Origin of the sequence: Vibrio sp. L85, from assembly GCF_963871815.1 — a bacterium.
In the GTDB taxonomy this organism is placed as follows: Bacteria; Pseudomonadota; Gammaproteobacteria; order Enterobacterales; family Vibrionaceae; genus Vibrio; species Vibrio harveyi.
In genome coordinates this window covers 194341-217392 of the sequence record NZ_CAWMYL010000234.1, presented here as the reverse complement: position 1 = coordinate 217392, position 23052 = coordinate 194341, and the positions used below count along the sequence as shown (strand labels likewise).

Below are 23052 nucleotides of genomic sequence, written 5' to 3'. Positions count from 1 at the left end.
CTCAACTTAGAGCAAGCGGTCACAAAGCGTTAATAAGAACCAGGATGAACTCGAGTGCAGTCACGCCCATCAGCCTTAGCTTGATAGAGTGCGCTGTCTGCCATTGCAACGCCCATTTCTGGTTCGTCACCATGATGCGGGATATAAGAAACAAAGCCGATACTCACCGTCAACCGATCCGAAGTCGTTGAGTTACTATGTTCCACAGCAAGTTCGTGGATTTGTTCATGGATGCGTTTGGCAACTTTGTGTGCACCTTCCGTTGTGGTGTTTGGCAAGATAAAGCCAAACTCTTCCCCACCATATCGTGCTACGCAGTCCGATGACCGACTCACCACCTGTTGAAACGCCGCAGCGACTTGGACTAAAGCATCATCACCTTTTTGGTGACCATAGCAGTCGTTGTAGTCTTTAAAGAAATCAATATCACACAACATGATCGTCAGCGGCAATTTCTCACGAATATGGTGATACCAAAGAGTATGAAGTTGTTCATCGAAGCGGCGACGATTAGCGACTTTTGTCAGGCTGTCAGAGAAGCTTAATTTTTCTAACTCCAAATTTGCTTCCTCAAGCTTTTGCTCTGCAAGATAACGCTCAGAGATATCACGTGCCATAATTAATACACCGTTAGTACCCGATGCTCGGTCTTTAAACGGCGATTTCACCACATCAAACCAAGTATGATACCCATCAGTGCTGCTCACTTTATCGATGTAGCGTACAGGTTGTGTTTGCTGCAATGCTTGCATGTCACTAGCTTCCAAACGAAGGTAAATATCATCAGGCACTACGTCTTGTAGTCGCTTACCAATCAAATCCCCTACATCAGAAATGCCTAACGCATTCACAAATGGTTTATTACAAGCCTGGTAAACCATGTTTTCATTGAAGATACCGATAGAGTCTGGGCTGGCATCCAAAATGGTTTGTAAGATGGTATCGCGCTGTGCCAAGGCGACTTCGGTATCTTTACGACGTTCCATTTCATCGCGCAAATTCTGCTGCATCTTGTGCCATTCAGTAACATCATGACTGATAGACAAAGTACCAATCATCTCTCCAGACTGAGAAACCAAAGAACTTTGGTTTACTTCCAACAAACAACTTCGACCTTGCTGATCGGTTGTCCAACGCCTCTCAGTTTTACGTGTAGCTATTGGGTTCATCTTGGAGGAGCAAGCTTCTTCTCTGCGCCCTTCCCAAAACAGGTCAAACGCACGGTTGGTTGTCAGTACTTTACCTTGCTTATCTTGCAGACATATCAATTCAGATAACGAGTCGAGAGCGGAACGAGCAATACCTAGCTGCTCTAATTCTTGTTGCTGCTCTTGGCGAGTAAACTGGTAAGGCTGAGCGTAAATAATCCATACGCGATGCCCACGAAGTAAGCTCTTTCGACCAGATAACTCAATCTTAATATTCTCTGTTTCAGACAACCGCCAATCAAACAGCTGCTGCCCAAAATGTCGGCTGGAAAAGCTATCAAGTAATGCAATTATCTCGTCAGTATTAAAAGAAGCAGGATAGAGAAACCCAGAACCTAAACGGCGGATACCAAGCAATTGCATGGCAGAATCATTGGAGAGCAACAATTGACCACTGCCCGCATCTAACACGAGAACAGGGTAAGGAGAGTCAGTAACGATAAGTTTTAAAGCAGATTGAAATCGTATATAGATCAGCGTAACTGTGATTACACATACAACAGAGAGCAGGACCACAAATCCGTAGTCGCCCTGCCCATCCCAGAGCCAATTGAGTAACTGATCCATTTTTCCGACCTTTCAAGCAAATCGGAGGAAATATAACAGTTATTAATCGATCATTCTGCCTTTAATTCTGGTTTGATATAGATGAAGGCATCACCAGTTAAGCTGCCTTGTGAGCCTTCTCGATCCAATGCACGACCAATTTCAGTCATCGCTAACCAGCGGTTTTCACACCACAGCGGCGACAAAAGAGTAGGACGGCGAGCAGCTGAGGAAACGCGATGGAAGATCACTTCTTTAGGGGTCATGCGGATCATTTCACTGGCGATAGCAACATAATCCTCCAATTCTGGGGCTTCTAGCTTTCCGGCACGCCACGCTTTCGCCATCGTACTGCCTTCTACGATATGTAAACCATGCAGTTTGATACCATCTGTGCCGACGTCCAAAACTTTATGCAATGTATCGATGTTGTCATCGCGTGTTTCTCTAGGCAAACCGACGATCAGATGAGTACAAACTCTAATACCTAGTGCCCGAGCACGTTTGGTGATTTCTGCATAACACTCAAAGTCATGACCACGGTTGATACGCTTGAGGGTGTCATTGTTGGCAGTTTGAAGACCTAGCTCTAGCCAAATCTCATAACCTTGATTCACATAGTCAGACAGTAAATCCAGCACTGCATCAGGAACGCAATCTGGACGAGTGCCCACACAAAGGCCGACGATATCAGCAGCCTTGAGGGCTTCTTCGTACATGTTTTTGAGGACTTGTACTTCTGCATAGGTACTGGTGTACGCCTGAAAATATGCCAGATACTTCTTCGCCCTGTGGATCTCTCCAGCACGATCTTTCAATTGATCGTGGATACTTTTGATCTGTACTTCTTCATCCGCAAATGAAGCCACATTACAAAATGTGCATCCACCTCGACCAATAGTGCCATCGCGGTTTGGACAACTGAAACCACCGTGCAAAGTCAGTTTATGGACTTTTTCGCCATAACGGCGCTGAAGGTCTTGGCCTAATGTGTTGACCAACTCATGTAACTGCATAGATTCTCACCAATAGTAAACCGTAATAAATCTCACTACGATTTATGTAACTAAATTACATCCCTGCAAGAAAAAACAAATAATTCTAGTCAATTCAAACAAACAGGTGGCGGTGCGAAATCAATAAAACTGCATAAAACCAACTTAAAACCTGCAATGTTGCGTAAATGTTAAACAAAAAGTGAATATTTAAACGAAAAAATTGGGTCACAAAGACGACTTTTCGTTGCATTTCGAAGTCACAAAATTGTAGGATACTTACACAACCCCGTCGTTTTTGTGACTTTTATTACAACATCAACTGCGGGAATTGTCGGCGTTATCCCGCTCCCACCTATATAAGTCACTAAATTGTGGCAATAAATAAAGGGATATCACCAAGGATTGTTTTTCTCGCAAAATTTTTCCTGCGAGATACGGAAAGGAATCAAGACTGGTCAACCTCGATCAGTGGCGAATCATAAATATAAAGGACAAGACGTACAGAGCGTACCTAAGACAGTCGAGATCTGTCCGGGGTTCTTGCGTCGACATTGAACTGGAAGGATGTATCTATGGTAGATAGAGAGCAAAATTCACAGGGTCTGTACACTCCGGAACTGGAGCATGACGCTTGTGGTATCGGTTTTGTTGCTCACCTTAAAAACCGTAAATCTCATGAAGTAGTGACTCAAGCATTGGATATGCTGGCTCGCATGGAACACCGAGGTGGTCAAGGTTGTGACCCATGCAGCGGTGATGGTGCGGGTATCTTGCTACAAAAACCTCATGAATTCCTATTAGAAGAAGCCGTTAAGCTAGGCATTAAACTGCCTTCATTTGAAAAGTATGGTGTTGGTGTCGTTCTTTTCCCGAAAGACGAATACAAACGCGAACAATGCCGAGATATTCTAGAACGCAACGCACAGCGTCTAGACCTTGAAGTTATCGGCTACCGCGTTTTGCCAACCGACAACTCAATGATTGGTGCTGACCCGCTAAGCACTGAGCCTCAGTTTGAGCATGTGTTTATCTCTGGTGGCCCAGGCATCACACCTGAAGAGCTAGAACGCAAACTGTACGTACTTCGTAACTACACTGTGCGAGTTTGCCTAGAAAGCGTTTCGAACATTGGTGACGACTTCTACATTAACTCAATGTCTTACAAGACATTGGTGTACAAAGGTCAGTTAACAACCGAGCAAGTACCTCAGTATTTCCTTGATCTGCAAAACCCAACCATGGTGACTGCACTGGCACTGGTACACTCTCGTTTCTCTACCAATACCTTCCCGAAATGGCGTCTTGCACAGCCTTTCCGTTACATTGCCCACAACGGTGAAATTAATACAGTTCGCGGTAACTTGAACTGGATGAAAGCCCGTGAAGCAATCTTAGAATCAGACCTATTTACTCAGGCTGAAATCGACATGCTTCTTCCAATCTGTCAGGAAGGCAGCTCGGATTCATCTAACTTCGATATGGCACTTGAGCTCCTAGTTCTTTCTGGTCGTAGCCTGCCACACGCATTGATGATGATGATCCCGGAAGCATGGCAAGAAAACAAAAACATGGATCCTAAACGTCGCGCGTTCTATCAGTACCACGCGAACATCATGGAACCATGGGATGGTCCAGCTTCAGTATGTTTTACTGACGGTGTTCAAGTTGGTGCGACACTCGACCGTAACGGTCTACGCCCTTCTCGCTACACAGTGACCAAAGACAACTTCCTAGTGATGGCATCAGAATCTGGTGTGGTAGACATTGAACCAGAGAACGTAGAGTTCCGTGGGCGTCTACAGCCAGGTCGTATCTTCGTTGCTGACCTAGAGCAAGGTCGCATCATCTCTGATGAAGAAGTGAAAGACACCATTGCAACGGCGCAGCCTTACGAGAAGTGGGTAGAAGAAAACCTACTGAGCTTGAAGAAGCTGCCAGATGCAAGCAACCAGTTCAGCCAACCTTCTCCTGAGCGTTTGTTGCACCGTCAACAAGCTTTCGGTGTGAGCACTGAAGAAGTGAACGAAATCATCGTTCCAATGGCGAATGATGCGAAAGAGCCATTATCAGCCATGGGTGCAGACTGGCCTCTTGCGGTTCTATCTCATCAGTCTCAACATCTTTCAAACTACTTCAAGCAACTGTTCGCACAGGTAACCAACCCACCGATCGACCCGATCCGTGAGCGTATGGTTATGTCACTGAACACTTACTTGGGTAAAGACCAAAACCTTCTGACTGAAACACCACTTCACTGTCAGAAAGTAGAATTGGAATCGCCTGTTCTGGCGAACTCTGAGCTTGAGAAACTGCGTGCGATCGATAACGAGCACCTACAAGCGAAGACGCTGGATATCGTGTTCCAAGCCAATGAAGATCAAGGCAAGCTTGAGCGCGCACTGAAACGTATCTGCCAATACGCAGAAGACGCGGTTATCGATGGTTACTCAATCATCCTATTAACTGACCGTGCAGTAAATTCAAACCACGCGGCGATCCCAGCAATGCTGGCAGTTGGCGCAGTGCACCACCACTTGATCCGTAAAGGTCTACGCGCGAAGTGTGACATCGTGGTTGAAACCGGTGACGCACGTGAAACGCACCACTTTGCAACGCTACTTGGTTACGGTGCGAATGCGGTTAACCCTTACCTAGTGATTGAAACCATCATTGAGCTTCAACGTACGAAGAAGTTGGATCCAGAAGCGAACCCTCGCGATCTGTTCAACAACTACCGTAAAGCGATCAATGGCGGTCTTCTGAAGATCTTCTCGAAGATGGGTATCTCTACGCTACAGTCGTACCACGGTGCGCAAATCTTCGAAGCCTTGGGTATCCACAAATCAGTGGTCGACAAGTACTTCACAGGTACGGTTTCTCGTATCCAAGGTCTAACCCTTGATGATATCGCCAAAGAAGTACTTATCCGTCACCGCATCGGTTACCCACAACGCGAAATCCCAATTCAAATGTTGGATGTAGGCGGTGTTTACCAATGGAAACAGCGTGGCGAGAAGCACCTCTTCAACCCAGAAACCATTTCTCTACTGCAAGAGTCTACGCGCAACAAGAACTACGATCAGTTCAAGCAATATGCGACAGCCGTAGATAAGCAAGGCGACAACGCGGTAACCCTGCGCAGCCAACTTGAGTTCATTAAGAACCCAGCAGGTTCTATCTCTATCGACGACGTCGAGCCAATTGAAAGCATCGTGAAACGCTTCGCGACCGGTGCTATGTCATTCGGTTCTATTTCTTACGAAGCACACTCCACACTGGCTGTTGCTATGAACCGCCTTGGCGCGAAATCGAACTCTGGTGAAGGTGGTGAAGACCCAATGCGTTTCGAGCGCAAAGACAACGGCGATTGGGAACGCTCTGCGATCAAGCAGGTGGCTTCAGGCCGTTTCGGCGTTACCTCTTACTACCTAACCAACGCTGATGAGCTGCAAATCAAGATGGCTCAAGGTGCGAAACCAGGTGAAGGTGGTCAGCTACCAGGTGATAAAGTAGATGACTGGATCGGTGCAACACGTCACTCAACTCCGGGCGTCGGTCTTATCTCGCCACCGCCACACCACGATATCTACTCCATCGAGGATTTGGCTCAGCTTATCTACGACTTGAAGAACGCGAACCGCGCGGGTCGTGTAAACGTGAAACTAGTATCAGAAGCAGGCGTAGGTACGATCGCTTCTGGTGTAGCGAAAGCGAAAGCGGACGTTGTACTTATCGCAGGTTTCGACGGCGGTACAGGTGCATCCCCAATGTCTTCAATCCGTCATACAGGTCTTCCTTGGGAACTTGGCTTGGCAGAAACGCACCAAACGCTACTGAAGAACGGTCTACGTAACCGTATCGTGGTTCAAGCGGATGGTCAGATGAAGACACCTCGTGACCTTGCAGTCGCAACACTACTTGGTGCAGAAGAATGGGGCGTGGCAACCGCAGCATTGGTGGTTGAAGGTTGTATCATGATGCGTAAGTGTCATAAGAACACCTGTCCTGTTGGTATCGCGACTCAAAACAAGACGCTTCGTGAGCGCTTTGATGGTCGCGTAGAAGACGTCGTAACCTTCTTCCAATACATGGCACAAGGTCTGCGTGAAATCATGGCTGAACTTGGCTTCCGCACTATCGATGAGATGGTCGGTCAAGGTCAGAAGCTGAAGATTCGCCAAGACGTTTCTCACTGGAAATACAAGAACCTAGATCTGTCTCCTGTTCTCCACGTTGAACAGCCACGCGAAGCCGATGGCGTATTCAACCAAGCTCAGCAGAACCACAACCTAGAAGAAGTACTAGACCGTAAGCTGATTCAAGCAGCGATTCCTGCACTCGAGAAAGGCGAAGCGGTGAATGCCGAGTTCCCTATCGTCAACACGGACCGCTCTGCAGGTACCATGTTGTCGAACGAAATCTCGAAAGTGTATAAAGATGCCGGTCTGCCTCAGCCAATGAACGTGAAGTTCAAAGGTTCCGCGGGTCAATCATTCGGTGCATTCCTAGCTAAGGGCGTGAAGTTCGAAGTAGAAGGCGATGCGAACGACTACTGGGGTAAAGGCTTATCTGGCGGTACCTTAGTACTTTACCCAGATGCGAAATCAAGTATTGTCGCGGAAGACAACATCGTGGTTGGTAACGTGTGTTTCTACGGTGCAACTTCGGGTGAGTCTTTCATTCGTGGTATGGCTGGTGAACGTTTCTGTGTTCGTAACTCAGGCGCGAAAGTAGTAGTAGAAGGCGTCGGTGATCACGGTTGTGAATACATGACTGGTGGTGCTGCAATTATCCTTGGCTCAACAGGTCGTAACTTTGCTGCAGGTATGAGCGGCGGTGTGGCTTACGTATGGGATAAATCAGGTGACTTTGAGTCAAAACTGAACCCAGAGCTAGTAGACCTAGATCCAATCGAGCAAGAAGACAGAGATCTATTACTCGACATGCTAACTAAGCATGTTCAATTCACAGGAAGTGAAGTCGCTCAGTCTTTCCTAGACAATTTTGAAGCTAGCCTAGCCTCTATGGTTAAAGTGATGCCGCGTGATTACAAAGCGGTTCTTCAAAAACGTAAAGCTGAAGCACAGTCTCAAGGAAACGAAACTCAAGCGGAGGCAGTATAATGGGTAAGCCTACTGGATTTTTAGAGCATGGTCGTGAACTACCACAGAAGATCGACCCAGCTGAACGCATCAAGAACAACAAAGAGTTCGTTCTGAACGAGGAGTTTGGTGACAAGATCAATACTCAGGCTTCTCGTTGTATGGATTGTGGTGTGCCGTTTTGTCATAACGGCTGCCCTATCGGTAACATCATCCCAGAGTTTAATGACGCAGTTTATCGTGATAGCTGGGAAGAAGCATGGAACATTCTAAGCTCGACTAATAACTTCCCTGAGTTTACTGGTCGTGTTTGCCCAGCACCATGTGAAAGTGCTTGTGTACTTGGCATCAACCAAGACCCGATCACTATCTGTAATATCGAGAAAACCATCGTAGAAACGGCGTATCGAGAAGGGTACGCCAAACCAAAAACACCACGCTCTCGCACAGGTAAAACTGTTGCGATCATCGGTTCAGGTCCTGCAGGTCTTGCGGCTGCCGAGCAGCTAAATAGCGCGGGTCATACTGTGACTGTATTCGAGCGAGACGAGAAAGTGGGTGGTCTACTGCGTTTTGGTATCCCAGACTTCAAACTGGGTATGGATGTGATTGACCGCAAAATCAACTTGATGGCAAAAGCGGGTATCGAATTCAAAGTAAACCAACACGTTGGTGTCGATGTGAATGCTCAGCAACTACGTCAAGAATTCGATGTGGTTCTGCTGACTGGTGGCTCAACTGTTCCACGTGATTTGCCCGTTCCGGGTCGTGAACTAAAAGGCGTCCATTTTGCAATGGAGTTCCTAGGTCAAAACAACCGTCGTGCCAATGATATGGATCTTAAGGGTGAAGAACTTCACGCTGCGGGTAAGCATGTTGTGGTGATCGGTGGTGGTGATACCGGCTCTGACTGTGTGGGTACATCTAACCGTCATGGCGCAGCAAGCATCACTCAGGTTGAAATCATGCCGATTCCACCAGAGAAGCGCCCGGCTAACATGCCATGGCCACAGTACCCAATGATTCTACGTACTTCGACCTCTCATGAAGAAGGTGTTGATCGTCACTGGAACATCCTGACCAAAGAGTTCATTGGCAATGACAAGGGTGAAGTTACAGGTCTTCGTTTAGCTGACATCGTTTGGCAAGATGCGAAACCAGGCGAACGTCCGAGCTTCAAAGAAGTAGAAGGCAGTGAGCGAGTTATCCCATGTGATATGGCATTCCTAGCGATGGGCTTCCTGCACCCAGAACCAACAGGTGTACTTGCTCAATTGGATATTGCACTCGATGATCGCGGTAATGTAGCAACCCAAGGTTTTGCTACAAACCAAGAAGGCGTATTTGCAGCTGGTGATATGCGAACAGGACAATCTCTGGTTGTTCGTTGTATCAACGAAGGTCGTGAATGTGCCCGTGCTATCGATGACTATTTAATGGGTGGCACAAACCTAGAAGCAAAAGCAGATTCACTGATGCTTTCTGCGTAAAGGGAGTGTTCTCACTTCCTCTTTCTGAGCATTAAACCCAGCCATCAGTAGTATCGATGGCTGGTAGCAAAGAAAGAAAACAGTTCCTTCCAACCTTTTTATTTTGACCAGCATTTTGTGCTGGTCTTTTTTATTCCTGCCAGAATCAAATGTTACTTTTTTGTAACAATCGTTTTTCTATCTAACTGAATTTATTAGATTATTTTAGCCAATTAAATGGTAAATCGCATATTCACGTGATTATTCACTAATAACTTGACCTTTTTTACAATAAGCTATAGCTTGTGAAGTTGGTGAAAATAAAACACACAATTTTTGTTAAGATATTTGACGAATTTTATTGAATAGATATACATAAAACTTAGAAAGTGACGCATAGTTAGTCATCATTATCAACTTGAGCAGTGTTGATATATCTGTCGGGATGACAGATAAGCAAAGGGAGAATTGCAATGGCTCTTTATGATCCAAGTCTTGAGAAAGACAACTGTGGATTTGGCTTAATCGCGCACATGGAAGGCGAGCAAAGTCACAAGCTGGTACGTACAGCAATTTCTGCACTTGATCGCATGACCCACCGTGGTGGCATCGCCGCCGATGGAAAAACCGGTGATGGTTGTGGTCTTCTTCTACAAAAGCCCGATTCCTATTTACGCCTTATCGCCGAAGAAAATGGATTCAACCTTGGCAAGCAATACGCCGTGGGGATGATTTTCTTTAACCAAGATCCGGTGAAAGCTCAACTCACCAAAGACATCGTAAACAAAGAACTGGCTCAAGAGACCTTAACCGTAGCAGGCTGGCGTGAAGTTCCAACTAATTCAGAAGTACTCGGTCCGATCGCTGCTGATTCACTTCCAGACATTCAACAAGTCTTTATCTCTGCACCAGCAGGTTGGCGCGAGCGTGACATCGAACGTCGCCTCTATATCGCACGCCGTCGCATCGAGAAACAAATTACAGAAGATCCTGACTTCTACATCTGTAGCTTGTCAACGCAAGTTCTGGTGTACAAAGGTTTGTGCATGCCTGCGGACTTACCGCGCTTCTATCTTGATCTTGCTGATCTACGCATGGAATCTGCTATCTGCCTGTTCCACCAGCGTTTTTCAACCAATACTCAACCTCGTTGGCCTCTGGCTCAACCGTTCCGTTACCTCGCTCATAATGGTGAGATCAATACCATTGAAGGTAACCGCCAATGGGCTCGTGCTCGTGCTTATAAGTTTTCATCGCCACTGTTGCCAGATCTTCAAACTGCAGCACCATTTGTGAACGAGACAGGCTCTGACTCTTCCAGCTTGGATAATATGTTGGATCTCTTTTTAGCAGGCGGTATGGATATCTTCCGTGCCATGCGCATGCTTGTGCCACCAGCATGGCAAAACCACCCAGATATGGACCCAGATCTGCGAGCATTTTACGACTTCAACTCCAAACACATGGAACCATGGGATGGCCCGGCAGGTATTGTTCTGTCCGATGGTCGATACGCCGCATGTAACTTAGATCGTAATGGTCTGCGTCCTGCACGTTATGTGATAACTAAAGACAGGCTGATCACTCTAGCATCAGAGATCGGTATTTGGGATTACGCTCCGGATGAGGTTGCCGAAAAAGGGCGTGTTGGTCCTGGCGAACTGCTGGTTGTCGATACTCGCAAAGGCAAACTATGGCAATCAAGTGAGATCGATAACGATCTGAAATCTCGCCACCCTTATCGCGAATGGATGGAAAACAACGTTCGCAAACTCACGCCTTTTGCTCAATTACCAGAAGAGCAAGTTGGCGAGCGCAGCTTTGATGAAGACTTGCTTAAGACTTACCAAAAGCAATTCGCCATGAGCAACGAAGAAGTCGATCAGGTGTTGCGCGTTCTCGGTGATATGGGACAAGAAGCGGTCGGCTCTATGGGTGATGACACCCCGATGGCCGTCTTATCCTCTAAAGAGCGCTTGGTGACTGACTATTTCCGTCAGAAGTTCGCGCAGGTAACCAACCCGCCGATAGATCCACTGCGTGAAAAACACGTGATGTCACTAGCAACCAGCATCGGTCAAGAGATGAATGTCTTCTGTGAAACTGATGGACACGCGCACCGAGTAACCTTCGATTCACCAGTGTTACTTTACTCAGACATGCAGCAATTACTCGAGCTTGGAGACAATTACTATCGTAATACCATTCTCGATATCAACTACGATCCACAACAGAAAGATCTTAAACAAGCCATTAATGATCTGTGTGAGCAAGCAGAACACGTGGTGCGTGAAGGCACTGTGCTAGTGGTGCTTTCGGATCGTGCTTTAGTCAAAGGCAAACTGCCAATTCCTGCGGCAATGGCGGTCGGTGCCGTTCAAACTCGCCTGATCGATGCGAACTTACGTTGTGATGCCAACATTGTTGTTGAAACAGCCACGGCACGTGACCCACACCAATTTGCCGTCTTGCTTGGATTTGGTGCCACTGCCGTTTACCCATACCTTGCTTATGAAGCGCTAGGTAAACTCATTGATGATAAAGCGCTAGAAAAAGACTATCGCGATGTGATGCAAAACTACCAATACGGCATCAACAAAGGCCTGTACAAGATCATGTCGAAAATGGGGATTTCTACCATCGCCTCTTACCGTTGCTCGCAACTGTTTGAAGCAGTTGGCTTGGGTCAAGAAGTGGTCGATTTGTGCTTTAAAGGTGTAACAACTCGTATTGAAGGCGCAAATTTCGACGACTTCCAACAAGACTTGTACAACCTTTCTCGCAAAGCTTGGGCGAAACGTAAAGCCATCGAGCATGGTGGTTTATTGAAATATGTCCACGGTGGTGAATATCACGCCTACAATCCAGACGTGGTTGGCACACTGCAAACTGCGGTGAAATCAGGCGAAAGCAACGATTATCAGAGCTTTGCTAAACAGGTGAACCAACGTCCTGTTGCCATGCTGCGTGACTTAATGGCGCTGAAAAAATCAGATTCCCCATTACCACTTGAGCAAATCGAGCCAAGCACAGAACTCTTCAAACGCTTTGACTCGGCGGCAATGTCCATTGGTGCACTTAGCCCAGAAGCACACGAAGCACTTGCAACAGCGATGAACCGCCTTGGTGGCTACTCTAACTCAGGTGAAGGTGGTGAAGATCCACGTCGCTTCGGTACAGAGCGTAACTCGCGCATCAAGCAGATTGCTTCAGGTCGATTTGGTGTTACGCCTCACTACCTAACCAATGCAGACGTACTGCAGATCAAGGTCGCACAGGGTGCGAAGCCGGGTGAAGGTGGTCAGTTACCGGGACACAAAGTCACCGCAGAAATCGCAAAACTGCGTTATTCGGTACAGGGGGTGACTCTGATCTCCCCTCCTCCACACCACGATATTTATTCGATTGAAGACTTAGCCCAGCTGATCTTCGACCTAAAACAAGTCAATCCAAACGCATTGGTTTCGGTGAAGTTAGTTTCTGAGCCAGGTGTCGGCACCATCGCAACAGGTGTCGCGAAAGCTTACGCTGATCTCATTACCATCTCGGGCTACGACGGTGGTACTGCAGCAAGTCCACTAACCTCAGTGAAATACGCTGGTAGCCCTTGGGAATTGGGACTGGCAGAGACACAACAAGCACTGGTTGCTAATGGTCTACGTCATAAGATTCGTCTACAGGTAGATGGTGGTCTAAAAACCGGTCTGGACGTGGTGAAAGCGGCAATTCTCGGTGCCGAAAGCTTCGGTTTTGGTACTGCGCCAATGGTGGCAATGGGTTGTAAGTTCCTACGTATTTGTCACCTCAACAACTGTGCTACTGGCGTTGCAACTCAAGACGAGACGCTGCGTAAAGAGTACTTCAAAGGTCTTCCGGAAATGGTGATGAACTACTTCATTGGTCTGGCGGACGAAGTACGCGGATTACTCTCTGAACTTGGTGTTGAAAAACTGACTGACTTGATTGGTCGTACGGATTTGTTGGAAACCGTTGAAGGTCTGACAGCAAAACAAACCAAGCTGGATTTGTCGAATATCCTTGAGGCACCAGTCTCTCCAGAAGGACACCCTCTTTATTGGACACAGCCAAATACACCATTTGATAAAGCCGAGCTAAACAACAAGATCATTGAAGACGCGCTGCAAGCGGTTGAGAAACGTCAATCTGCTAGCTTCTTCTACAACGTGATCAACACCGACCGTTCTGTTGGTGCTCGTCTATCAGGTGAAATCGCTCAGCGTTACGGCAACCAAGGCATGGCTGCAACGCCAATCAAACTGTATTTGGATGGCACCGCTGGTCAGTCATTTGGCGTTTGGAACGCAGGTGGCGTAGAGCTTTACCTCACTGGTGATGCCAACGACTACGTAGGTAAAGGCATGGCTGGCGGTAAGGTGGTTATCAAACCTCACCTTGGCACTGCATTTAAGTGTAATGAAGCAACCATCATTGGTAACACCTGTCTGTACGGTGCGACCGGCGGTAAACTGTTTGCGGCAGGTAAAGCAGGTGAGCGTTTCGGCGTACATAACTCAGGTACGATTGCCGTCATTGAAGGCGCTGGTGATAACGCTTGTGAGTACATGACCGGTGGTATTGTTGCCATTCTAGGCGCGACTGGCGTGAACTTCGGCGCAGGCATGACCGGCGGGTTTGCATACGTATTGGATGAGAACCAAGACTTCCAAGGTCGCGTGAACAACGAATCGGTTGAAGCGATATCTCTGTCAGATCTCTACATCCACCAAGAGCACTTGCGTGGTCTGATTGCCGAACATCTCGAAGAAACCGGCTCAAGCCACGCAGAAGATATCTTGGCGAACTTTGATGAATGGATTCCAAAGTTCTACTTGGTGAAACCACAAGCGGCGGACTTGCGCACGCTACTTGGTCACCAGAGTCGCAGTGCCGCAGAACTGCGCGTTCAAGCCCAGTAATCATGGAGGATGTTTGAATCATGAGTCAGAACGTTTATCAATTTATCGATGTTCAACGCGTAGATCCTGCGAAGAAGCCTATCAAAGTTCGTAAGATCGAATTCGTTGAAATCTATGAACCGTTTACCAAGCAACAAGCGACTGCGCAGGCGGATCGCTGCTTGGATTGTGGTAACCCATATTGTGAATGGAAGTGCCCAGTACACAACTACATCCCACAATGGCTAAAGCTTGCCAATGAAGGTCGTATCCTCGAAGCCGTAGAGCTATCGCACCAAACTAACAGCTTGCCTGAAGTTTGTGGTCGAGTGTGTCCGCAAGATCGTCTATGTGAAGGCTCTTGTACTCTCAATGAGGACTTTGGCGCCGTCACTATAGGTAACGTTGAAAAATACATTACCGACAAAGCCTTCGAAATGGGCTGGAAGCCTGACATGTCTAAGGTGGAATGGACCGATAAAAAGGTTGCCATCATTGGTGCAGGTCCAGCTGGCTTGGCTGCTGCCGATATCCTAGTGCGCAATGGCGTGAAACCTGTCGTATTTGACCGCTACCCTGAAATTGGAGGCCTACTGACCTTCGGTATCCCTTCGTTCAAACTTGAAAAAGGCGTGATGGAAAACCGCCGCCGCGTCTTCACCGAGATGGGCGTAGAGTTCCAGATGAATGTCGAAGTAGGTAAAGATGTGCAGATGCAAGAACTGCTTGATGAGTACGATGCCGTCTTTTTGGGGGTTGGTACTTACAAGTACATGCGTGCGGGACTAGAAAATGAAGGTGCACCGGGTGTTTACGATGCTCTGCCATTCTTGATTTCAAATACTTACAAGGTCATGGGCTTGGAGCACGACAAACCTTTTATCGACATGGCAAAGCAGCGCGTAGTTGTACTCGGCGGTGGTGATACCGCGATGGACTGTGTTCGTACCTCTATTCGCCAAGGCGCGTCAAACGTGGTATGTGCTTACCGTCGTGATGAAGCTAATATGCCCGGCTCTCGCCGCGAGGTGAAAAACGCCAAAGAAGAAGGCGTGAAGTTTATGTTCAACCTTCAGCCTTTAGGAATTGAAGTCGATGCGTCAGGTAAGGTCTCGGGGGTCAAAGTGGTGAAAACCGCTCTTGGTGAGCCTGATGAAGCGGGTCGTCGCCGTCCAGAGCCCGTCGAAGGCAGCGAACACGTTCTACCGGCAGACGTCGTGATCATGGCATTTGGTTTCCAGCCACACAAAATGGACTGGTTAGCTCCGTTTGATGTCGATTTGGATCAATGGGGTCGTATCAAAGCCCCTGCGAAACAAGAGTTCCAATTCCAGACCAGCAATGAAAAGATCTTCGCGGGTGGCGATGTGGTGCGAGGCTCTGATCTAGTCGTCACTGCAATTGATGAAGGACGAAAAGCAGCAGAAGGCATTCTCGATTACCTCGAAGTTTAATCACAGCTAACATCACAAAAAGGATCCTATTATTGGATCCTTTTTCTTTTGTATCCATATAATTAGAAGCAAAATTATAAGAGTAAATACAATGAAAAAAGCCGCTCTCCTTTCCATCACTTTGCTCGGCTTAACCGCTTGTAGCCAAGGAGTCACAACCATGACGGATCGTTCTCAATCACCTTGTGGTGACAAACCAAACTGCGTCTCCACTCAAGATACGCGTGCAGAATACAACCTAACGCCATTCACCCTGACTGATTCAGCGAACATTGATGCTATTGAGCAAATTGCGCTTGAACTGCCAGGTGCGAAAGCAGCGGTGAAAGAAGGCAACTACATACGCGTAGAGTGCACATCTAAAATCATGCGCTTTGTGGACGATTTAGAACTTAAGTTAGAAGGCGATCAGCTAATTGTTCGCTCAGAATCTCGTGTTGGCTATTCAGACTTTGGCGTGAACCGTAAGCGTGCTGAACAATTACGTTCACTGCTGGCGAATGCTGAGTTAATCAAATAACGACCACATATTGGTGCAGAGTGGTATACTCTCGCCAACTTAAATTTTTATCGAAAGAGAGTGTTATGAAAGTTGGTATCATCGGTGCGATGGAACAAGAAGTCACCATCCTGAAAGAAGCAATGACAAACTGCCAAACAGTGAACAAAGCAGGTTGCACGTTTTTCTCTGGTCAGATTAACGACGTTGATGTGGTACTGCTTCAATCTGGCATCGGTAAAGTAGCAGCAGCAGTTGGTACAACCATTCTGCTAGACGAATACCAACCAGATGTGGTTATCAACACTGGCTCTGCGGGCGGTTTCGACTCAAGCCTAAACCTAGGCGACGTTGTTATCTCAACAGAAGTTCGTCACCACGATGCAGACGTAACCGCGTTTGGCTACGAAATGGGTCAAATGGCAGGTCAACCAGCGGCATTCAAAGCAGATGAGAAGCTAATGGACCTTGCTGAAAAAGCACTGGCTCAAATGGAAAACACTCACGCAGTTCGCGGCCTGATCTGTACTGGTGATGCGTTTGTTTGCACGGCAGAACGCCAAGAGTTTATCCGTAAACACTTCCCTTCAGTTATCGCTGTAGAAATGGAAGCATCTGCTATCGCTCAAACTTGTCACCAATTCAACACGCCGTTTGTTGTTGTGCGCGCTATCTCTGACGTAGCAGACAAAGAATCACCAATGAGCTTCGAAGAGTTCTTACCGCTAGCGGCGAAAAGCTCTTCAGAAATGGTATTCAAAATGTTGGAACTGACTAAGTAAGTCTATCGAATTTCATGGAAGAAACCTTTCAGCAGTTTTATGCCAATGGTGCGCTCCTCGTCATGTGGGGCGCATTATTATTCCATCTCCTGCTCCCCATACCGCACGCTGCGCATCCAGTGACGCTTTGGCATAAATTCGCCGAGCAACTGGCTAACAAGGTCAATAACAACCACAACTACTCGCAAAGTATCATCTCTGGCGGACTCGCTCTTCTTCTTATGCTTGTGCCTTGCTTGATATTACTGCTCGCGATGAAGCCTTTAGTTTGGCAAGCACCGCTATTTGAGCTGGCATTACTGCTGATTGCTCTTGACTGGCGAAACAATGAATCACTTGCTAAACAACTCGTCACCGCAATGTCGAATGAGAATAAAGTACAATGCCGAGCACTACTCAAGCCTTACCTGAACCGCGATACAGAGAGCTTATCGCTACTAGGCATTGGTAAAGCTGGAGCAGAAACCATCATCATGGGTTACGGACGTAACGTAGTGTGTGTGCTGTTTTGGTATGGAGTAACTGGTGGAATTGGCGCGTTGATGTATCGTCTTACTGCTGAGTTAGCTCGAGCATGGTCTCCTAGTCGACGTCAATATTCACCATTTGGCAAACCAGTTATTCAATTAACGGCGGTCCTAGAATTCATTCCATTACGCTTATTCGCGATGTTTATTGGTGCGGGTAAAAACGTATCAAGCGTTTCAACTGCTATGCTTCAACAAGCGAAATCTTGGCCGCTTCCTGGACCGGCATGGTTGTTGTGCTCGATTGGTAACAAGCTTCAATTGTCACTTGGTGGTCCAGCTTTGTATCAAGGACTGCGAGCCGAACGTGCAAAACTTGGGGGGCGTATTGCACCATCAGCCATTCATCTAGCGCAAATCCAAACACTGATAGTTTGGCGTATCTTTGCTTGGATAGTTATCCAAAGCCTAATTCTCGGATTCATTTATCAAGGACTATAATGAAAAATCTTTGCTTTGCCCTTCCTCTTATCTTCTCTGCTGTTTCTTTTGCCAATGAACCTGTTCAACGAGTCATCAGCCTAGCGCCACATGCAACAGAAATCGCCTATGCAGCTGGTCTTGGAGACAAGCTGATTGCGGTCAGTGAGATGAGTGACTACCCCGAGCAAGCCAAAGACCTAGAAAAAGTATCAAACTATCAAGGCATTAAACTCGAACGCATCATCGCCCTTCAACCCGATTTAGTTATCGCTTGGCCTGCAGGTAATCCAGCCAAAGAACTTGATAAACTCAAGCAGTTTGGCATTCCGATTTACTACTCAACAACAGGAACGTTAGAGGATATTGCCAAGAATATTGAACAACTCAGCCAGTACAGTGAGAAGCCGGAAGTAGGACGAAAAGCCGCTGAAGATTTTCGTGCACAGTTAGAAGCGTTAAAAGAAAAGTACAATACCGAAGATAAAGTTAGCTACTTCTATCAGTTGAGTGAAAAACCGATCATCACCGTTGCGGGCAAGAACTGGCCAAGTGAAGTATTCACCTTCTGTGGTGGTAAAAATATCTTTGCCAAAGGCAGTGCCCCTTACCCACAAGTCAGCATCGAGCAAGTGATTACTCGCCAGCCTGAAGTACTGTTTACCTCTCGGCATGCCATGAGTAATGATGGAATGTGGGCAGAATGGAAGAGCGACATCCCTGCATTAAAAAATGGTCATGTTTGGTCACTTAATTCTAATTGGATCAACCGCCCGACCCCAAGAACCTTAAACGCGATCACAGAGGTGTGTGAACACTTTGAAAGCGTTCGGCAAAAACGCTAACGTTTTCGTTGGAAATCCCGTACAATTTCCGTCCCATTTCTGTTCCCCCACAATTTGTTTATAAGGTACCAAGTAACATGGACTCCATGCTGCTTTATATGATCGATTTATTCGGTACTGCTGTCTTTGCGGTTTCTGGAGTTTTGCTCGCAGGCCGATTAAAGATGGATCCTTTCGGTGTGATCGTGCTCGGTAGTGTGACTGCTATTGGCGGTGGCACTATTCGTGATATGGCGCTTGGCGCTACCCCTGTATTCTGGATTACTGACACGACCTATCTATGGGTAATTTTCATTACCTGTTTATTAACCATGATTTTAGTTCGTCGCCCTAAACGTCTACCTTGGTGGGTCCTTCCTGTATGTGACGCAATTGGTTTGGCAGTATTTGTTGGTATCGGTGTTGAAAAAGCCCTAGCTTACAATGCATCCGGCATGGTGGCAGTTATCATGGGCGTCATTACTGGCTGTGGCGGCGGCATCATTCGCGATGTGCTAGCACGTGAAGTGCCGATGGTTTTGAGAAGCGAAGTCTATGCGACAGCATGTATCATCGGTGGTATTTTTCACACGACCGCATTGAGCATGGGTCATGACCACTCTTTAGCCCTACTTGCAGGCGTCGTTTCAACATTGATTATTCGCCTTGGGGCGATTCGCTGGCACTTATCACTGCCAACCTTCGCCATAAATCGATAATGTTCACCTATTGATTGAAAAGAGCCGTCATAACCGACGGCTTTTTTTTGGTAAACGTCAGTCGCTTCTGATTCTGAGCTTAGTTATATTAAGGCTATTATTCCCAACATTCATGGATAGACATGTTACTGGAAGGCATCGAAACACTATTAGTTTTAAGCAAAGCGAAAACCATGAGCCGCACAGGGAGTTTGCTGTATATCAGCCAATCTGCGGTAAGTAAACGCATCGCGAATCTAGAGAAAAAACTGGGAAAAAAACTTGTCGAACCATCGGGTAGAACCATAAAACTCACACCTGATGGCATGGCTTTGATCGAAAATATTGGTCCCTCTTTTAATGAGTTACGTGGTCTTATCTATGAACAGCAAGAACTAGAAGATACGTCTTTAATCACCCTCGATAGCTCAAAGTCTCTCATTGCAGGTTATCTCGGGAAAACGATTGGTGATTACCTCAAACAAGACCAGTACTTAACCATAACCACTAACCACAGCCCTAGAATCGTTGAGCGAGTTCAATCCGGTAAAGCGACCGTTGGGCTTTGTGCAGGGCTATTGCCACCGCATCATGGTTTGATGGCTTTCCACTTATGTGATGAGCCTTTTTTCCTCGTTAGTGATCAACCACTGTATACGCTCCCGAAAAAAGTAATCACAAATGATTTAACCAATCCATCCAATAGCTACCAACTGCCAGCATTAGAGAAAATCGGTATTAAGCCATTGATGGAAATGGATGCCTACACAGCGGCAGCCCAACTCGCACTGGGAGGAGCAGCTCCTGCATTAATCCCGCTATCAATCGTCAGAGCGTTGAAGATTCCTGGCGATAACTGCTTTATGTTTGAGCCACTGACCTCTTTGATTCGACCAATTCATATCTGCGTTAGGCAGAACGTGTACCAGTCGCCAAGAGTTAAAACAGTGATAGAAACCATTGGTGATGTTGTTGCCAAAGAAGTTTTGTCGCCATCAACATAGACATGGTAATGACTAAAGGTCGAATCCATTTTTGACCTTTGGTGACGACAACTTTGGCACCAAGCTGAGCACCAATAAAGCCACCTACGGCCATGGTAAGGCCGATTTCCCACACAGGTAAACCAGCAAGAATAAAGAACAGTAGCGCCGCAATGTTTGAGGTGAAGTTAAGAATCTTAGTGCGGGCAGTCGCATCAACCAGTGAAAAGTGACCTAGTGCGACAAAACAAAGAGCAAAGATAGAGCCAGTGCCTGGTCCAAAGAAACCATCGTAGAAGCCTACACCCCCACCAACACACAAAGCAAACATCGCTTCAGAAAGCTTGGGGTCACCTTCAGCCGCTTTCGAGGTTGAAGAAAGCAAAAAGTAGAGAGAAATCGCGATCAGCAAGACTGGGATAAGACTAGTGAGCACACCGGCATCGATAAACTGCACAGCCTCTGCACCAATGGCAGAACCAATAAAGGTACATAGAATAGCTAAGCGCATCTCTTTCAGGCTAACAATGCCATTACGCACAAAGTACCAACTGGCAGAAAAGCTTCCAAACGAGCTTTGGAGTTTGTTGGTCGCCAATGCCTGAGTAGGACTTAACCCTGCGGCCAACAAAGCAGGGAGCGTCAAGAGACCACCGCCACCAGCCATCGCATCAATAAATCCCGCAGCAGATGCGACAAAAAACAATGCAATTAAGATTTCGAACGTAACTTCCACTTGTGCGTCCTTGTAAATATTTGTAACCAAGATGGAGCAACGATAGCACTGTCTGACAGACGAACAAAAGGAAACTCAAGACACCAACCTATTCCAGATTTTCATCATTTAACTTAAAAAAACAATAAATAACAAAATAGATTATTACACAAAGACTTTTAACTCCGCCCATTAAATAACAAATATGCCTTATCCCCATCAATTAATTGATGCATAATAATTATTAATCCATAAAAATAAAACGCTATGTATCATAGTAACTCCTCAAGATAAATTATCTAGAAAAATATATTCTTATATGAGATTTAATCTCTAAGTTAAGAAACTATTCAAAATATGATAAAGCTAAAACCTTAATGAGGACATTGGAAATTTAAATTAAATAATTTATAAAAATCAAAACTGGATGAGGAGATGTCTTTAAAATGAATAACAACAAAAAAAGGTTAGAAAACAAAATATATATATTTCTATCCGCTATAATTTTCTCCACGATAGGAGTTTCAATGATACACATGTCATTTAATGAAATATTTAATTTCATCAGAAACATAAAGATTGAAGAGAGAAGTGTGAATTTTTCACGTTCATCCATAGCCTTAACTTCTGGGTCAATATTATTTATATTTTTCTCCTGCTACTCTTTAGTTGCATTAATTAGAGATAAAAAATTCTCCAAAGAAACAAATTAAGTGACATTAAAAATATTTTTTATAATATTATTCACATCTATAATATCACCATACCCTGTTAGCTACTATTTAGAAAAAGTAGCACTAGAAAATGGATATAAATACTCAGAAAAATTAAGTCAATCCTGGCTGTATGATAAGAACTACGTTTATATAAAGTGATAAGAATTAGAAAACCAATATTATTTGGAGTAATCATCCTCTACATTCGATAAGAATAGGTTGTGATACTAGAAATGGAATATTAACACATGAGTAAATGGGTATTATGATGAAGCATGGTAACTACGATAGAACGCAAGCATTATTCTACTTGATACTCTTACTCACATCATCAATCTCTCTATTTATATACTCATTTAAAGGTATCGTCGACTTCTATGACAATATAGTCACCAAAAGTGAAATAGCAACCTTTGATCAAGTATATGTATATATGTTTGGAGCGAGTTTCATTCTTTTTGAATGCTTGAGAATACTAGTTATCTCAATTATATCAAACAACTTTTTGACTAAGGGCCAATTCAAAAAATCAAGTGAGCTTTTTTTAGCACTCTCCATAACTACTTTTTTATCATTATACCCTGCAATTATCTTAGCTGATGTATTTGCTAAGTCTAATAACTATATATTTAGCAAAGACGAATCAACTTACAATTTTTTATTGGAGAGAAGATCATACAAAATAAAAAATAGAGTTTAATGTATGGAGCGCGACTCCTTATAAATTACTCTCGAAATCGGATACATATCAAGTTTCAACTTAAGAATTAAAGAGGGTCGCATGACTAAATGGTTTCTCCCTATTGCTTTATATCTATGCTTGACTGCAGGTCTAGCAATAAGCCTAAACATCTGGAATGAATGGTTTTCTATCAAGCGAAGAATTGGGGTTGATATTTACTTAATTCTCTTCGGCACAATAACTGCAATAATAATATGTGTTCCAAACATTCTAACGATTAGCAAAGGCTTGAGTATTGCAGCTAAGGTAAATTTGATCACTATTGCATTTATTCTGGTTACTTGTAGCTCTAATTTTGTTATTGCAAATGGCAGTGCTATTTCTTCATCTTTAGGGACGTTACTTTCAGCCATTAGTTTGATGCTGTACAAAAGTCCGCTCTATCAGGCTTTCTTAGCGCACTTCAATTCTCTCCATTTTAAGCAACCTTAAAGACAAAAAAGCCCGCTCAAA

At 45.5% G+C, this 23052-nt stretch carries 14 protein-coding genes; 11 read left to right on the top strand and 3 right to left on the bottom strand.

The features are described from left to right. Positions 1-29: 29 nt before the first annotated feature. Both AACR11_RS22260 and AACR11_RS22255 read right to left on the bottom strand, forming a co-directional pair. On the bottom strand, positions 30-1775 hold the full coding sequence (locus AACR11_RS22260) for a sensor domain-containing diguanylate cyclase (RefSeq protein ID WP_009697620.1): 1746 nt from the start codon (positions 1773-1775) through the stop codon (positions 30-32). 50 nt (positions 1776-1825) lie between these two features. Continuing rightward, the gene (locus AACR11_RS22255) at positions 1826-2770 is read right to left on the bottom strand and encodes a TIGR01212 family radical SAM protein (protein WP_005447838.1); all 945 of its coding nucleotides are present in this window, start codon (positions 2768-2770) and stop codon (positions 1826-1828) included. A 554-nt stretch (positions 2771-3324) separates the two neighbouring features. Here AACR11_RS22255 and gltB (AACR11_RS22250) point away from each other — a divergent pair. From gltB (AACR11_RS22250) to AACR11_RS22205, 10 genes are all read left to right on the top strand, one after another. After that, positions 3325-7875, top strand: coding sequence for a glutamate synthase large subunit (gene gltB, locus AACR11_RS22250; RefSeq protein ID WP_029789791.1), 4551 nt, complete (start codon positions 3325-3327; stop codon positions 7873-7875). Further along, the gene (locus AACR11_RS22245; protein ID WP_029789790.1) at positions 7875-9344 is read left to right on the top strand and encodes a glutamate synthase subunit beta; all 1470 of its coding nucleotides are present in this window, start codon (positions 7875-7877) and stop codon (positions 9342-9344) included. Before gltB (AACR11_RS22250) ends, AACR11_RS22245 begins: the two co-directional genes overlap by 1 nt. Before the next feature lie 452 nt (positions 9345-9796). Next, positions 9797-14260: a glutamate synthase large subunit gene (gltB, locus tag AACR11_RS22240; protein WP_079324457.1), complete on the top strand. Its 4464-nt coding sequence runs from the start codon at positions 9797-9799 to the stop codon at positions 14258-14260. Positions 14261-14280: 20 nt separating this feature from the next. Next, positions 14281-15693 carry an FAD-dependent oxidoreductase gene (locus AACR11_RS22235; RefSeq protein ID WP_029789787.1) on the top strand — a complete coding sequence of 471 codons (1413 nt, stop codon included), beginning with the start codon at positions 14281-14283 and terminating at the stop codon, positions 15691-15693. Between the two features lie 91 nt (positions 15694-15784). Further along, the gene (locus tag AACR11_RS22230; RefSeq protein WP_029789785.1) at positions 15785-16213 is read left to right on the top strand and encodes a DUF1499 domain-containing protein; all 429 of its coding nucleotides are present in this window, start codon (positions 15785-15787) and stop codon (positions 16211-16213) included. 65 nt (positions 16214-16278) lie between these two features. After that, positions 16279-16974: a 5'-methylthioadenosine/S-adenosylhomocysteine nucleosidase gene (mtnN, locus tag AACR11_RS22225; RefSeq protein ID WP_005447825.1), complete on the top strand. Its 696-nt coding sequence runs from the start codon at positions 16279-16281 to the stop codon at positions 16972-16974. Between the two features lie 14 nt (positions 16975-16988). Next, positions 16989-17942 (top strand): cobalamin biosynthesis family protein, encoded by a 954-nt coding sequence (locus AACR11_RS22220; RefSeq protein ID WP_029789783.1) that lies wholly within the window; start codon positions 16989-16991, stop codon positions 17940-17942. Beyond that, entirely contained in the window at positions 17942-18766 is an 825-nt protein-coding gene (btuF, locus tag AACR11_RS22215) for a vitamin B12 ABC transporter substrate-binding protein BtuF (protein ID WP_029789781.1), read from the top strand. The genes AACR11_RS22220 and btuF overlap by 1 nt, the downstream gene beginning before the upstream one ends. Before the next feature lie 77 nt (positions 18767-18843). Beyond that, positions 18844-19464: a TRIC cation channel family protein gene (locus tag AACR11_RS22210; RefSeq protein ID WP_029789779.1), complete on the top strand. Its 621-nt coding sequence runs from the start codon at positions 18844-18846 to the stop codon at positions 19462-19464. A gap of 122 nt (positions 19465-19586) precedes the next feature. Continuing rightward, the gene (locus tag AACR11_RS22205) at positions 19587-20447 is read left to right on the top strand and encodes a LysR family transcriptional regulator (protein WP_017190088.1); all 861 of its coding nucleotides are present in this window, start codon (positions 19587-19589) and stop codon (positions 20445-20447) included. On the opposite strand, the gene AACR11_RS22200 is transcribed toward AACR11_RS22205, so the two are convergent. Next, positions 20383-21162: a TSUP family transporter gene (locus AACR11_RS22200; RefSeq protein ID WP_017190087.1), complete on the bottom strand. Its 780-nt coding sequence runs from the start codon at positions 21160-21162 to the stop codon at positions 20383-20385. The two genes, AACR11_RS22205 and AACR11_RS22200, sit on opposite strands and share 65 nt — an antisense overlap. Before the next feature lie 1476 nt (positions 21163-22638). Between AACR11_RS22200 and AACR11_RS22195 the strand changes: the two genes are divergently transcribed. Continuing rightward, on the top strand, positions 22639-23031 hold the full coding sequence (locus AACR11_RS22195) for a hypothetical protein (RefSeq protein ID WP_162860690.1): 393 nt from the start codon (positions 22639-22641) through the stop codon (positions 23029-23031). The last annotated feature ends 21 nt before the right edge of the window (positions 23032-23052 follow it).